Raw genomic sequence first — 15225 nt, forward strand, 5'->3', positions numbered from 1 at the left:
TTTCAAATTGCAAATCCGGACCGTTCGTCCCGGTTAGCTGGTGTTGGAAACTGCCATGATCCGCTCCTCCACGTTCATGCTTGACGTCAAACGTAGCCTGGCACTGAACCAAGCTTCCTGCTGGCGGGCGAAGACCTTCCGCCCGAAACGCGTATCGTCGTTCGCCCTCTAGGGCCGTAGGGCACTTTCGATCAGTGTTGCAGCAGCTTCCAGGTGCGAATTTCAAACGGCATGATCTCTGCCTGACCTTGTCTTTGCATCGGCTCTTCGAGAATGTTCAAAGCACCTGAAGGCTTCCAGCCATGAGGTAGCTTGAGAGCAAGATCGCCGCGACGTCCGGCAGGCTCGTAGAGACGCAGAACCAGGCCGTCACCTTCTTCCGCGCGTTTCAGGCCAGAAAGGGCGACCGGCACACCTTCAACCACAAGCGGCTGGACGGCGCCGGCGGCGAGCCCCTTTGCCTCGGCGCTGACGAGCGGTTGATTGAGATCGATCGCCTCGCCGAGAACGCCGCCGTCGTGCCACGTGCCTTCATGCGGCATCAACGCGTAGGTGAAGCCTTGCTCCCCCTCGTCGGCTAGCGGGTCGGGATAGACAGGCGCGCGCACCAGGCTCATGCCAATCACGTTGCCACGCGCACTGTGGCCGTATTTCGCATTGTTGAGAAGGGCGACGCCGAAACCCGGTTCGCTGATATCGACGAAACGATGCGCCACTGCCTCAAACATGGCCTGATCCCAGGATGTGTTTGTGTGGGTCGCGCGCTCGATCGCTCCAAATGCACATTCGAACGTGGCGGTGCGGGATTGCACAGCAACCGGATTGAGGGTGCGCAGCAGCGTGCGGCGGTCATGCCAGTCGATCTTCGTCTCGATGTCGAGACGCCTCGAATTGGCGGTCAGCACATAGGTCTGCGTGACGCTCGAATCCCGGTAGCGATAGGCCACGCGGATAGACGCGCGGTGCGGCCCGCTTTCGACGAGCGTTATACTCTCAGGTCTCTCCAGACGAATGCCCTTCTCGGCATAGTCAGCTTCAATATCCCAGGCGTCCCAGTTGCGCGGCTTGTCGGCTGGATACACCCAGAGCTGATTTGCGGAGCCGTCAAGCGCTTCGCGGCCGGTCGCTTTGTGAACCAGACTGGACACTGCGCCATCCTTGCCGATCGTGACGGACAGATGGGCGTTCTCAAGTGTGTTCGCGCTCGCCTTCAACTCGCTTGCGGGCCGCAGTGCGGCGCGGTCGAAAACCGCAACCGAAAGCGGCGCGACCATGTCGCCCGTCGAGAGCACCGTGCCATCCGTCAATCTGACGTTTAACGACCGGGCACTAAGGGACGGGTTTGCGGCTACCACGGCATTGGCAATGGTCCCGCTCGGAAGCTTCGAGATCAACACTGCCATGGCTTTGTCCTGTTCGGACTTGGCGTTCTCGATCACGCCCCCAAGCTCCCGCTCGGCATCGACATAGACCTCGCGGATGCTGGACCCCGGCAGGATGTCGTGGAATTCGTTCTTCAGAACGAAACGCCAGTCCTTCTCAAGGCTCCGTGGCGCCTCGCCGCCGATCAGATTTGCCAGGGATGCCAGCGTCTCGGCAGTGATCAATGCGCGCTCTGCCTGGCGATGCATCCGCTTGACACCGCTCTGCGTGGTCAGCGTCGCGCGGTGCAACTCGAGATAGATTTCACCGTCCCATACGGGCAGGTCCTTTTTTGAAGCCGTCTCATGGGCTTTCTCGTAAAATGCCTTTACGGTGCCCCAGCGCGCTTGCGGGATTGCTGGAAAATCGCGCAGCTGCACCTCGCGCTCCACCATCTCGGGCGTTACGCCGCCACCGCCATCACCGTATCCGACCGCAAGCAAAGATGTGTCGTGCTGCGTCTTACCCCGGAAATTCTTCCAGGTTGGTACGAAACAATCCGGCTGCACGAAGCCGTTGTAGCCATGCATCGGATTGTCGAATGTATGGGTCAGGAGCTTGCTGCCGTCGAGACCCTTCCACCAGAAGAGATCCGAGGGAAAGCGGTTCGTCTCGCTCCAATTCACCTTGATGGTGAAGAAGCTGTCGATCCCGCCGAGACGAAGGATCTGCGGAAGAGCCCCCGAAAAGCCGAAGCAATCCGGCAACCAGCAAACCGTATGGCGCGTGCCGAACATCCTCTCGAAGTAGCGCTGGCCGTAAAGCACCTGGCGGGCGAGGCTCTCACCGGTCGGCATGTTGGTGTCTGGCTCGACCCACATGCCGCCGACGGTTTCCCACTTGCCCTCTTCAACCTGCCTCTTGATGCGCTCCAGAAGCTCCGGATCGTCTTCCTCCATCTGCGCGTAGTAGTGCGCGGTGGATTGATTGAAACGAAAGTCCTCCGAACGCTCCATCAGGGACAGCGCAGTATTGAAGGTACGGCGCATCTTTCGGCATGTCTCGTCGTAGGGCCAAAGCCAGGCGAGATCGATATGCGCATGTCCCGTCAGCATCAGCTCGCCATTCGGCGGGTAGCGCTTCTGCAGTTCCTTCAGCCGCGTCGTCAACGCTTCGAAGGCCGCGCCGGCCGATGCGCTCTGCTCGCTTGCCAGGCCGGCGGGGCGGGCCTCAAGCTCCGGCAGTTGCCATATTTTCTGCTGATACTCCGCTCCCGAAGTACGGGAAACGTAGGCCGCGGTGGCGGAGGGCCAGTCGAGGCTTCGAAGCGCCTGTTCGGACGCATGCATGAGATGCGGGATCACTTCGTGTTCGCCTAGAACGTCGATTGCCTCTGCGATTTGACGCAAGAGAAGGTGCAGGCGGTGCACCGAAGGATCCAACCACGCGAGCCTCGCACGGTTGAGCTTCGGATGTCGATTGGGCTCGCCGAAGGGGAAGCGCGCGACGCTGTCGGTCGTGATCGACAGCTCGCGGTCTTTTACCTCGAACTCCTGGTGATAGGGATCGAGGCCGAAGGTCTCGGTTTGACCGCCGGGATAAGAAAGCGTGATCAGGCTTTCGCCGCCGAGGTCGAGCTGCAAACGGATATCCTCGAGTGGCCACTCCTTCGGCGCCTGTGCAATCGCTGCAAAATGCACGATGCCCTCACGGTGGGGCCAATCTTCGTGATGCGCGATGGGTTTGCCCTCGAAGGTCCAGCCGTCGATTTCGATCGTGTCTCGGTTGCGCCAATGGGCAAGTTCGGCTGTACGAACCTTGAGGCGATCGAGGCGCTGGGAAAGTGTCAGATGCTGCATGGCGCGTATCCTGTCTTCGTATATTTACGCCGTTGACGTGTCCCTTAGGGGTCATGGCGATCAAGGGTGAGGCATTGGTTTGAGCCATCGGAGAAGCCACCGGCGGCCAAGACGAGATCCCGGGTCTCGCCGCATTGGCAACGTTAGTGGCCGTTCGTCGGCACGATCCGGTCCCCGTTTCCGTCAAAAAAATGGATAGAAGAGATGATCGGCGACACGCGTAGCTTATCCCCGGGCTTCAGGCTGATCCTGTCGCGGAACACACAGGAAAGCGTCTGCTCGCCGAGGCGCGCAATGACGAGTGTTTCGGAGCCAGTTGGCTCCAATACAACGATATCGATTTCGATGCCTTGAGGATCCAGACGGAGGTGTTCGGGCCGTATTCCGTAAGTGACTGCATTTGCAGGCTTGAAGTCGGCAGGAAGGACGGTTCCCTGCTCTGTCCGAAAACCCTCCGGTGTCATGCTGCCCTTGATGAAATTCATCGCGGGAGAACCGATGAAGCCGGCAACGAAGAGGTTGTTCGGCCGGTCATAAAGATCAAGCGGCGATCCCGACTGTTCGATACGGCCGTCACGCATGACAACGATCTTGTCTGCCATGGTCATTGCTTCGATCTGGTCGTGGGTCACGTAGATCGTCGTCGTTTTCAGCCGCTGATGCAGTTCCTTGATTTCGGAGCGCATCTGCACGCGCAGCTTCGCATCGAGATTGGAAAGGGGTTCGTCAAACAGGAAAACAGCCGGATCGCGCACGATTGCCCTGCCCATCGCGACACGCTGGCGCTGTCCGCCGGAGAGCTGCTTCGGATAACGCTCCAGGAGGCTTTCGAGACCAAGAATCCGAGCCGCCCTGTCGATCCGCGCAGCGATATCGGGCTTCGGCATACGCTTCAGCCGCAGCGAAAACCCCATATTCTGGGCGACCGTCATATGCGGATAGAGCGCATAGTTCTGAAAAACCATGGCAATGTCACGGTCCTTGGGGGCAAGTTCGTTGACCACGTGCTTGCCGATCCGGATCTCGCCCCCGGTGATGCCCTCAAGTCCGGCGATCATCCTCAAAAGGGTGGATTTGCCACAACCGGAAGGGCCTACCAAAATGACAAACTCGCCGTCGCTGATATCGACAGACACCCCCTTGATCACCTTGAAGGCGCCGTAGTCCTTGCGCGCATCGCTAACCGACACATTCGCCATCGTTGTTCTCCCTATTTACCGGTGTCAGATTGTGCTTAGAACGTCGCGCAGATAGGCAAGGCCAAGCCGTTCGCCCTCTTTGCGTGCGTCGAGGTCCTTGCCGGGCCATCTATAGGCCGCGTCCTCGTGTTCGATCGAAAGCGTGCCAGAAAAATCAGCCACCTCCTCGAAGGGCCGGTCGTCGAAGGTCGATGTGTAAAATCCAACTTTCATATCAGTTCCTCCTCAAACCGATCGATTGCTGCTTCAGGCACCTAGCCTGTCCATGAACTTGAGCGGTGACCGGGTACGTGTTCGGGATCGGCGGGTGCGAGCATCAGGGCGGCGGACATCGGCATGACGGCGCCTCCGCGTGACGGCTTCGGCGACATAGACGCTCATCTGCCTCAGCCCGCGTGATACATGGACCCTGCCGGTCGAAAGATCTGCGAATTCACTGTTGCCGCGTGCGTGCCGCGTCATCGGACCCTCGTCGCGTTTTTCCATGCTGACCTCGAAGACATTTGCGAACTCATGTCAGCCTTTTACGGCACCGCTCGTCATTGCGCTTAGAATGAGCCGCTGCAGGGATAGGAAGGCAGCAATCGCAGGCACGACCGAGATCAGGCAAGCAGCCGCAAGCAATTGCACCGATGAATCCGTCTGCATCCCCCTGAAATTGAAGATGCCGACACCAATCGGCATCAGGTTGTTGTGCGTCAGGAGGAGAAAGGGAACAAGGAACTGCGACCAGCCGGCGATCACGGTAATGATGAACACCGACGCGATGCCAGGCGCCGACAGAGGCAGCACGATCCGCCAAAACACCGAGAAGCGGTTGCAGCCGTCGATCATCGCGGCCTCGTCGAGACTGCGTGGGATGCCGTCCACGGTGCCTTTCAGAAGCCAGGTCGCCAATGGCACGCCGAGCGCCACATAGACCATGACCACCGAGAAATGCGTGTCGAGCAGGCCGAGGCGGTTCATGTAGCGGTACAAGGGAACCATGATGACAAGCGGCGAAATCATCTGGAAGAGCAGCAGCCCCATCATCGACAGTCCCTTGCCGCGAAAGTGAAAGCGGGAGAAGGCATAAGCCGCCGGCAGAGCCACGATGAGCACTCCTACGCCGCTGAGTGCCGCGAGCTTCAGACCGTTCCAAAGATAAAGCGGAAAGTAGCCGTTGGTCAGTACAGTTATGAAATTGTCGAAAGTCGGGTTGTCCGGGATGTAGCGCGCCACGCCGCGATAGATCTCCCGCCGGTCGCGCATCGCCAGCGACAGAAGATAGGACAGCGGGCCTGCGAAAAAAACGAACATCACGATCATGAAGAGGTAGCTGAGCAGGTCTCCAAACCGGCTTCCGGTTCTGGCACTCATTGTTCTTCCTCCTTGGGCAGAAACGAGGCGTAGACGAAGGCGAGACCGAGGCTGATCAGCAGCATCAAGACCGACAAGACGCTGCCGCCCGAGAGATCGTAATTCCTGAAAACAATGTTGAAGACGTAGAGCGAGATCACCTCGGTCGCCCGTCCAGGTCCGCCGCCGGTCAGCGTGATGATGGCGTCGAATGTGTTGAGCGTCATGATGGTGATAAGGATCATGTTGACGAGGATCGCCGCGCGCAGCTGCGGCAGGGTGACGAAGGCGAACTGCTGCGAGGACGTCGCACCGTCCACTTCGGCGGCTTCGTAGAGCGACGGATCGATGGCCTTCAACGCCGCATACATCACCACCATGGAAAAGGCCGTTCCGCGCCAGATATTGGATATCAGAGCCGACCAGGGCGCGATCGAAGGGTCGGAAAGCCAGGCGACGGTTGGCATGTGCATCAGGCGCAGGATGCTGTTGAGCGCCCCGTAAGGCGCTTCGGAAAATAGCATCTGCCAGATGATGCCACCGGCGATGCCCGGTACGACCCAGGCGACGAGCGCCGTCGTGCGCAAGATGGTCGTGCCGAACAGACCACGCTCTTCGCCACGGATCACGACGACGGCCACGGCAAGCCCGAGTATCTGCTGGCCGACGACGCTGCCGCCGACGAAGATAAGGGTGGCCCAGAGAATACCGGGCAGCTGTGGAGAGGTCAGCGCGTTGGTTATCGATCCGAACGTGTATTGCTGATTGTCACCGATCAGCGTGGCGTTTGTGAAAGACAGGCGGAAGACGTCGAAAACGGGATAGAGATAGAAGATCCCGATGACGATGATGGTAGGCAGCATCCACGGCAACGGCGCGCCTGCGAAACTGCGCATGAACGATCTGCGGCGATGAGGCGAACTTGCGGCCTCCATTGCGATTGTGCTCATAAGGCTTCTCTATCCGGATTTTGATGGTCATTGGCGGCGCCCTTCGGCGCCGCCGCGATCTCGAGGGTTAGAGACGCTTGTAAGCCTCCATGGTCGCATCGAAGGCGGCATTCAGCGCCTCTTCGGGCTGTTTGGTGCCTGACAGAACGTCGCCCATCATGATCTGGATCTGATTGGAGATTTCCGGATAGATCGGAGCACCGGGACGCGCCTGACCGTCGGCGAGCGCGTTGGCGAAGACCTTGTTGGCGTCTGTCGCAAAGACTGGATACTTGTCGAAGAGCGACTTGCGTGTCGGCAGCTGCTGCTGCAGAGCGTTCGCCGGACCCATGTAGACTTCCCGGGCGAGGTTGGCGCACATCTCAACCTTCTCCTTGTCCTTGCTGAACGAGGCGATCGTCCAGCCACCGGTGCCAGTCGAGCGCTGGTCTGCTGTCGGCCCGGGAATCGGCGAGAAGGTCCAGTTGTTGAAATCGTCCTCATCGAGCGTGGACTTCAGCTGGGCATATTGCCAATTGCCGCCGATGAAGAGGGCCGACGTACCCGCTGCAGCAGCAGCATTGAGGTCGTCGTAATTGGCGATTGTGGTCACGCGTTTCGGCGCTGCACCCGTATCGACCAGATCCTTGTAGTAGCGGAGAGCCTTGAGGAATTTTTCCTTGTTGTCGCCTTCACCAAAGACCGGCTTGCCGGTATCATCGACCAGCTTGCCGTCGAGCGCCCAGTAAGTGGCAAGCCAATCGAACGTTGTGCCCTCAAAACGGCCGCCATTGAAGAGCGCGCCCTCCATGCCCTGTTGCACGGACGACAATGCCGCCGTCTTCAGGTCGTCCCAGGTCTGCGGCGCATCGGGAACGATCGACTTGTTGCGATAGAGGACACGCAAGTCGGTATCCCACCACCAGGCGCGGACAGTGCCATCCTTGTCGGTGATGCCGTCGCGGATAAAGGGAAAGAGATCAGCGACTTCGTCCTTGGTGAAGTAGGGCGTGAAGTCGGCGAGCACGTGATTGACCATGAACTGAGATAACACGAAGGAATCGACAGCTGCGCAATCGGGCGCATTGCCGGCCTTTGCCTGCTCGAGCATCTTCGCCTGTTCTGTTCCGATATCGGCGGACATGAACTGCAGTTGCAACTTCCAGTCCGGATGCTTCTGGATGAAGTCGACGAAGATCTTCTGATAGCCCTCAGCTATAGCCAGATCGGCATTGTTCGGGCTGTCACCGGTCAGCCTGACGACAAGCGACTTTGGCGCATTCTCCAGGCCGATCCTGTCTTTTGTCGCCAACTCCTGGGCTGACGCAGTGTGCAATGAGAATAACGCAGTGCTCAGCGCGAGGGCGCTGATAGTAGCTCTGATCATGATGGTCTCCTCCCCATGTTGAACGAATGCAGCCTGGCAGTCTGTTGACCTATCCTCATCTCCATGCTGCGGCGGTTAGGTTCAGTAACTTTGATTTCTAGGCGATCGAAGGCGTGAGTGGCGTCGACGTCGAGCCCGAGCGGCTTTCTGCACAGGCCACGGTATCGCCAATCAGTTCAGCTCCCTTGAAGACGTCGCGCCGGCAGCAAATTGCGAGTTTAGGGTTTGCGATATTGATCACTTCACCGTGATCAAGTGATGGAATTTGTAACGTTACAAATGAGAATGTGTCAACAAGGAATTTTCTGAGGATTTTATATTACATATTTATCAATTGGTTGGAGATTTTTATGGATTGCGATATTGCTTTATATAAGCGATTAAGCGTTAAGTTTGTATCGTTGCAAATTTAGAAAATCGGCAACTTGAAAAGGAAGAAATTGCGTGGCGGACAAGAGCCCGACCCTTCGCACCATCGCGGGTATCTCCGGATTGGCCGTGACGACGGTTTCCCGGGCGATGGCCGATGACCCCCAGATCGCGCGGGATACCCGGGAGGTCGTCCAGAAGATTGCACGGGAAATCGGTTATGCTCCGGACCGCGCCGCACAGCGCCTCAGGACCGGCAAGACCAATGTCATCGCTCTCATGCTCAACCCGCACGACGAAGTGCTGGGATTTGGAACGTCGATCATCAGGGGCATTAATACGGCCTTGCGCGGCACGCCGTATCACCTGGTGATCCTGCCGCAATTCGAGGAGCAGCCCGGGAACGATGAGGTGGACCGCATCGTTCGCAACAGACTGGCCGATGGCGTGATCTTCTCGCGAACCGAGCCTAGCGACCAACGCGTCCGCTATTTACTGGAAAAAGGTTTCCCCTTCATCTCGCACGGCCGGACCGAGTTGGCGACTGCCCATCCCTACGTGGATTTCGACAATTTCGCCTTTGCCCGCAAGGCCGCGCAATCGCTGATAGCTTCCGGCGCGCGGCATATCGGCTTACTGCTGCCGCCCCGGCGCTTCACCTTCGCCAACCATCTTTTGCACGGCTTCATGTCGGTCATCCACGAGACCGGCATGCAGCATGAAATTCTCGAGGGTATTACGCTCGACAGCCCTTCCGATACGATTGTTCGCTGGATGGGCGACCGGCTGTCGGCCAGACCGCCACTGGACGGCCTGATCTGTCCGGGTGAAGTGTCCGGTCTTGCCGCCATGGCCGCCGCCGCCGACTGCGGGCTCGTACCCGGTCGCGACATCCATCTCGCGGTCAAGCAGACGTCGGGTATCTTCGACCTCGTGCGGCCGAAAATGCTGAGCCTCTACGAAAACCTGACCGAGGCCGGCTTCTATCTCGGCGAACGGCTTTTGCGCCGGATCGAGGGTGCACCAGCCGAATCCTGCCAATTTCTGCAACCTTTGCCGGATGATACCGCGCCCCCGAGCTTCCAGCCTGACCGGGCCTGATTCCAGGAGTACTCCATGACGACGACCGCCATTTCAACCGGCCCAACGCTGCCCGACTTCTGGCTCGACCGGGAAGAGCGCCGCGCATGGCTGATTGCCGACGCCAGGCAACAATTCGCTTTCTTCCGAAAAAGCCTCGATCCCAGGGGTGGATTCTTCAATCTGGACAGCCAGGGCAACCCGCTGCAGGATCGCACGCAAGAATTGCACTCGACCACTCGCATGGTGCACTCCTTCGCCCTTGGACGGCATATTGGCACGCCGGGGGCCGATGTGATGATCGAGCAAGGGATGCGTCATCTGCTGAATGTCCATCGGGATCGGGATCATGGCGGTTATGTCTATGCCACGCGGGGCCGCGAGGTGACCGACGGCCGAAAGCTCGCCTACGGCCATGTCTTCGTGCTCCTGGCCGCCGCAAGCGCCCTGACCTGCGGTCATCCCGATGCGAAATATCTGCTGGAGGATGTGACCGATGTTCTGGACCGGTATTTCTGGGAGGAGGAGCCGGGTCTCTTCGCCGACGAATGGAACCGGGACTGGACCCCGTTTTCCACCTATCGCGGCATGAATGCCAATATGCATGCAATCGAAGCGATGCTAACCGCCTTCGAGGCGACGGGCCAGACCTCCTATCTCCGCAAAGCCAGCAGAATCCTTGATTTCTTCATCGAACGGATTGCTCCCCGCGAGGGGTGGCGCCTGCCAGAACACTATACAGCAGACTGGCAGATCGACCGCTTCTACGAAGGCAATCCCATCTTCCGGCCCGCCGGAAGCACACCGGGCCACTCTTTCGAGCTCAGCCGGCTTCTGTTGCAATACTGGGACCTTTCCGGCCGCCCGGACGACGGTTCGCCAGCCAAGGCACGGCGCCTGATGGAACAGGCTTTGCAGGATGCCTGGGACACGGAACGCGGCGGCTTCATATACACCCTTGCCCATGACGGGACCGTTGCTCGCGCGGACCGCTACTGGTGGCCGGTGACCGAAGCGATCGGCGCGGTTGCCGCCTTCATCAAACTGGAGCGGCGGAACGAAGACGAGGAGTGGTACCGGCGCCTGTGGAAGTTCGCAGCAGACCGGCTGATTGATCACCAGAATGGCGGCTGGTTTCCGGAGCTTGATCCCGATAACCGCCCAACGGATAAGCAATTCCGGGGAAAGCCCGACCTCTACCACTCCATCCAGGCGGTGCTCTATCCCTTGACGCCTGGTATCGCACACCCTGCGCGAGGCCTTGCGGCCCTTGGCGGGGAACTTTGATTGCCGAACGGAATGTGTTCGCGCCATGGCAACAGCTGGCAGGCTTCGCCCTCTGGATGTCCTCGGCGCCGAGACGCTTGTTTCAGTTGAAATTGAGGAAACTTTGATCATCGTTCGGCCGAATATGAATGAACCGGGCCACTTATCAGACGTGGTACACGCGCGTCCAAAGGTGGACCAATGCCTGCTTTATGGGGCTAACGGCAACGTTGTTTCAGGCAGCTAGCACGGAACTTTTAACCCACAGACCAAGTTCGAGATCGGAAACTACGTCGTGAAAAGCGTGCATCTCATTTTTAAAACCCACGTTGATTTGGGGTTCACAGATACAGCCGCCCGGGTTGTGGACCGGTATGTTACGCAATATATTCCGAACGCTCTCCAAGCCGCAGCGGAACTGCGGCAGGCCAATGGCATGGAACGTCTCGTGTGGACGTTGCCGGCCTGGATGATTTTCCACGCGCTTGAAGTGAGTGACACGTCCCGCCGACGGGCGCTTGAGGCAGGTATATTAGCTGGCGATCTTGTCTGGCATGCCTTGCCTTTTACCTTCCACAGCGAATTGATGGACGCATCCCTTTTCCGCCATGGATTGACCGTGTCGCGTCGCCTCGATCATCGTTTCGGACGCACGACAATTGCAGCAAAAATGACGGACGTCCCGGGGCATACGAAGGGTATTGTTCCCATCCTCGCAGAAGCAGGGGTAGAATTTCTTCACATCGGCATCAATGAGGCATCAACCATGCCTGACGTCCCACCGGTATTTCGATGGAAGGTCGGCGAGCATGCAGTCACAGTGATTTGTCAGCACGCCTATGGCGAGGATTGCCGTGTTGCGGGGCTCAACGACCTCCTTGGTTTCGGCCACACGAACGACAATCTAGGCCCGCAGTCAGTCGATGAAATCCTGCAAGTATTCAAAGGCGCGCGTAACCGTTTTCCTGACGCGGAGGTTCGTGCCTCGTCACTGGATGACTTCGCCTTGGCATTGCGCAGTGTGCGCGAAGATCTCCCTGTTGTTGAGAACGAGATCGGTGACAGCTGGATCCATGGTGCCGGCAGTGACCCACTTAAAATGGCCCGATATCGAAGTCTTCTGCGTTTGCGTCGGTCTTGGATCGACCAAGACGCCTCTTTGGCGGATGATCCAGCAATCGTCGCCTTTAGCGATCACCTAATGATGGTACCTGAACATACCTGGAGCATGGATCACAAGACCTATCTTCCCGAGTGGGCGTCCTATACGCCGGCGCAGCTCGCCGACGTACGCGGGAAAGGAGCATTCGGCATTGTGGAACAATCATGGGAAGAACAGCGCGCCTATCTTGGCGCAGCCGTCGCAACCCTTGATGAGGCGCGCGCCAAACAGGCAGAGACTGCGTTGGCGGCGGTGATGCCCTCTGTGGCAATTATCGGGGAAGACTGGCGCGCGATCGATCCGGAGAAAGAGATTGCAGCAGGGTGTTTCACCTTGAGGGTTGGTCGCAACGGGCGAATTGCAAGTCTCAAATCGCAAGCTGATGGCCGGGAATGGGCCAGTGCCGAAGGCTTGGTCGACATTCTCTATCAGGGCTTTGGCGAGGACGACTACGACCGGTTCTGGTCGCAGTACATTGCCAATCGGGACCGCCCTGAAATTGTTGCCTGGTCGTCCAAGGACTATCGCAAACCCGGGCTGGCGGCGCATAGGGCAACGGGCGAAGCATGGCGTCCGGCGCTAAAAACCGTTTTGTGTCGAGAGGTTGCGGGCAAAACAGAGGTTCTTGTTAGCCTTGAGATGGCGGATGAAGCGACTGCGATAGGCGCCCCCCGAGACTGGCAATTGCTTTATAGCTTTCCAGCCGACGGGGAGCAGGTCGAGTTGCGGGTGAATTGGCAGGGCAAACTTGCCACTCGCTTGCCGGAAGCCAGTTGGCTGCGGTTCACCCCCACACTCGCCGATTCAAAAGCCTGGGCATTCGATAAGATGGACCAATGGATCTCGCCGTTCGAGGTGGCGAGCGGGGGCGGCTTCCACCTCCACGGTGTTATGTCGGGCGCGCGTTATGCCAGCCATGATGGCATCGTGACGGTTGAGACGCCAGATGCGCCATTGATAGCACCGGGCTATCCTCAGCTTCTCAATTTCCAGCGTCCGGCAAATGGCTTTGAAGGCATCAGCATTAATCTTCACAACAATGTCTGGGGAACGAACTTTCCCGCTTGGTATGATGAGGAAGGCCAGTTCCGGTTCCGTTTGGAGTTCAACCGCGGGAGTGGTGAACTGGAAGGTCGATCACACGCCCGCCGACTTTGAAGACGCCAAGGAGCGAGGCAACCGCGACGGCCCCGGTAAGGCCCATGCCCATCGCCTGCAAAAGCTGGATACCCATCGCCTCAACGCCGAAGGTGACAAACGTGTTCAAGGCGATGGCTGCCACCAGCAGGCCGAAGGTGGGCCACCTTCTCTTGCGCCCTTGGTGAATGGCCGTGGGCGATCGCGCCACCGGTCGCGGGCAGGCCGAACCAGACAATCGGGCAGATAATCAAAGCCATAACACCGGCATAGACGAGTTGAACTGATGGAAAAAGACAGACTGTTTCTGCTTCGACCAGGTTTCGAAGATCCCGCCTATCCGGGCCAGCAATTTTACTGTTGGCATTGTGCCCTCATGGAGGGAGCGCGAAAGATTGATGTTGAACGGGTTGCGTGGCCTCGTCCGCGATCGCCCGTCATTGCTCTGGTGGGAGACAAGAACCAGTCCCTGCCGCTGCTTGTGTTGGCGGACGGCGAAGCATCGAAGCATCAAACCGATGTTTTTCAAGGAAGAGCGTTCATTTCCGAAAAGGACAAGATCCTTGCCGCTCTGTCCGAACGGCATGGGTTCCCAGATCCACATCCATAAGCTGGACTCCAGGGTTGATGTCCAAGCATGTACCGCGATGTTCCCTGCCCCATCGAGCGCGGGGATTTCGGTTGAAGTCGCGGTGCAAAAATCGCTGGAAATCCAATCGTGTCAAGAAACTGTTAAAGGGCCGGGCTGCCCTTCGCGCCGACATCGCTGTTCCTGTCCAGCTTCCTCTTCAACCTGACCATCGCGATGCTCGTCTTCATCGTTTTCGGCGGCGCAAAAGTGTTGCGTATCCAGAAGGCCGCCGCAACCGGCCCCCCTGCCCGATCGTCATCCGGAAGGCGTGGTGTGCAGGCCATCGTCGGCCATGGAGGCACCCCGGATGACACCGCGCTGGCCGGCGACGACGTTGATCAATACTGCAGAAGCCTTGTGGGAAGCCGGAGCCAAGGAGGTTTCCGCCCATATCACCTTGAAGTCAGAGTTGGCTGCATGAGGACCAGAGGCGTGGACGCGCCATCAATCGGCAAGTCGCCAAACTGTCCCCTAAGGGCCAGTTGAAAATCTCGATCGCGGTCTCGCTTCCGCCCATCGCCAAGATCGAGGTCAGCTATCAGTGCGATTTCAACGCCAAGGCCGACAACGAGAACAAGCCGAAGTGAGAAGGCCGCGCCGTGCCTCGACAGGGCGCGGCGCCGTGGACCCACATGGCAAGCGCGCTCCGCATAACGTTTCACGCTCGAGCTCGTCGATGTAGAGGAATTCACGTTCCCGCGAAGTGCAGACAATCGAGCGTGTCAAAGTGCGTGTAACAGCACTGCCTGCAGCGCCTCGAGCTTTTGGTTGTCGGCCAGGTCGCCGAGACGAATGTTCTTTTCCCGCTCTTCATCACCAGAAATCCATCCGCAGATGGAATGCGCATGTAGCTGATCTTACCGCCGACATGAGACATGACCGCCTGCCGGCGGCCGCCAAACACCGAGATTGACCACCGTGCCGGCATAACGCGTATTGAGCGCGTCGATCCCTCGGCTAGCGCTTTCCCAGCGCTTCCGCCGCCCGATCGTCGTTGAGCAGCAAATCGGGTTGCCGCTCATGCGACGGTGACGGGTCGTAGAGGGTGACGCCAACTCGGAAAATGGTTAGGCCCGGGGGGTAGTCTCGCCGCACCTCGTTCCATAGTGCGCCCAGGCTTGAGAGGTTAGCCTGATCGTCGTTGACGACGGGAAGGTGGCGTTTCCCCATCCACGAACCATCGCGGATAGATGGGATATTCGGCTTTGCGTTTCAGCGTTGACCATTGTGGATTGCGGTGCTGCGCTTCTGACTGATGGTAAAATGAGGTCATGTCTTTCAACAGCCTCAAACATCAGAGGGAGAAGCGCAGTGAAACACTATTGTGCACTGGATGTATCGGTGAAAGAGACCGCGGTCTGCATTGTTGATGAGACAGGCAAGATTTGCCGGGAGACGAAAGTTGCCACTCACCCTGAGGATTTGATCTCGGTGATCAAGGATTCGAAGTGGCAGATTGAGCGGATCGGTCTTGAAGCCGGACCACTGTCGCAATGGCTTTATGAA

The 15225-nt window shown here is 58.5% G+C and carries 9 protein-coding genes and 2 pseudogenes; 5 read left to right on the top strand and 6 right to left on the bottom strand.

Going from position 1 to position 15225, the window contains the following annotated elements; all coding sequences use genetic code 11:
* Positions 1-191 precede the first annotated feature (191 nt).
* The 6 genes and pseudogenes from ASD52_RS12425 to ASD52_RS12450 form a co-directional block, all read right to left on the bottom strand.
* On the bottom strand, positions 192-3221 hold the full coding sequence (locus tag ASD52_RS12425) for a glycoside hydrolase family 38 C-terminal domain-containing protein (RefSeq protein ID WP_057224567.1): 3030 nt from the start codon (positions 3219-3221) through the stop codon (positions 192-194).
* 143 nt (positions 3222-3364) lie between these two features.
* On the bottom strand, positions 3365-4420 hold the full coding sequence (ugpC, locus tag ASD52_RS12430; protein ID WP_025429803.1) for a sn-glycerol-3-phosphate ABC transporter ATP-binding protein UgpC: 1056 nt from the start codon (positions 4418-4420) through the stop codon (positions 3365-3367).
* 24 nt (positions 4421-4444) lie between these two features.
* Positions 4445-4589, bottom strand: a pseudogene (locus ASD52_RS12435) (sugar phosphate isomerase/epimerase); the annotation flags it as partial.
* Between the two features lie 347 nt (positions 4590-4936).
* The gene (locus ASD52_RS12440; protein WP_025429801.1) at positions 4937-5779 is read right to left on the bottom strand and encodes a carbohydrate ABC transporter permease; all 843 of its coding nucleotides are present in this window, start codon (positions 5777-5779) and stop codon (positions 4937-4939) included.
* Positions 5776-6708: a sugar ABC transporter permease gene (locus tag ASD52_RS12445; RefSeq protein ID WP_025429800.1), complete on the bottom strand. Its 933-nt coding sequence runs from the start codon at positions 6706-6708 to the stop codon at positions 5776-5778. Before ASD52_RS12445 ends, ASD52_RS12440 begins: the two co-directional genes overlap by 4 nt.
* Before the next feature lie 67 nt (positions 6709-6775).
* Positions 6776-8074: an extracellular solute-binding protein gene (locus ASD52_RS12450; protein WP_057224569.1), complete on the bottom strand. Its 1299-nt coding sequence runs from the start codon at positions 8072-8074 to the stop codon at positions 6776-6778.
* 444 nt (positions 8075-8518) lie between these two features.
* Here ASD52_RS12450 and ASD52_RS12455 point away from each other — a divergent pair, with 444 nt between their 5' ends.
* The 5 genes and pseudogenes from ASD52_RS12455 to ASD52_RS12480 all read left to right on the top strand — a co-directional run.
* The gene (locus ASD52_RS12455) at positions 8519-9544 is read left to right on the top strand and encodes a LacI family transcriptional regulator (RefSeq protein WP_025429798.1); all 1026 of its coding nucleotides are present in this window, start codon (positions 8519-8521) and stop codon (positions 9542-9544) included.
* Between the two features lie 15 nt (positions 9545-9559).
* Entirely contained in the window at positions 9560-10810 is a 1251-nt protein-coding gene (locus ASD52_RS12460; RefSeq protein WP_057224571.1) for an AGE family epimerase/isomerase, read from the top strand.
* Positions 10811-11084: 274 nt separating this feature from the next.
* Positions 11085-13109 carry a DUF5054 domain-containing protein gene (locus ASD52_RS12465; RefSeq protein ID WP_057224574.1) on the top strand — a complete coding sequence of 675 codons (2025 nt, stop codon included), beginning with the start codon at positions 11085-11087 and terminating at the stop codon, positions 13107-13109.
* 265 nt (positions 13110-13374) lie between these two features.
* Complete coding sequence (locus ASD52_RS37220) at positions 13375-13698, top strand: DUF3088 domain-containing protein (protein WP_082571810.1); 324 nt, start codon at positions 13375-13377, stop codon at positions 13696-13698.
* Positions 13699-15030: 1332 nt separating this feature from the next.
* Positions 15031-15225, top strand: a pseudogene (locus tag ASD52_RS12480) (IS110 family transposase); the annotation flags it as partial.

The sequence above is a fragment of the Ensifer sp. Root142 genome (assembly GCF_001426785.1).
In the GTDB taxonomy this organism is placed as follows: Bacteria; Pseudomonadota; Alphaproteobacteria; order Rhizobiales; family Rhizobiaceae; genus Ensifer; species Ensifer canadensis.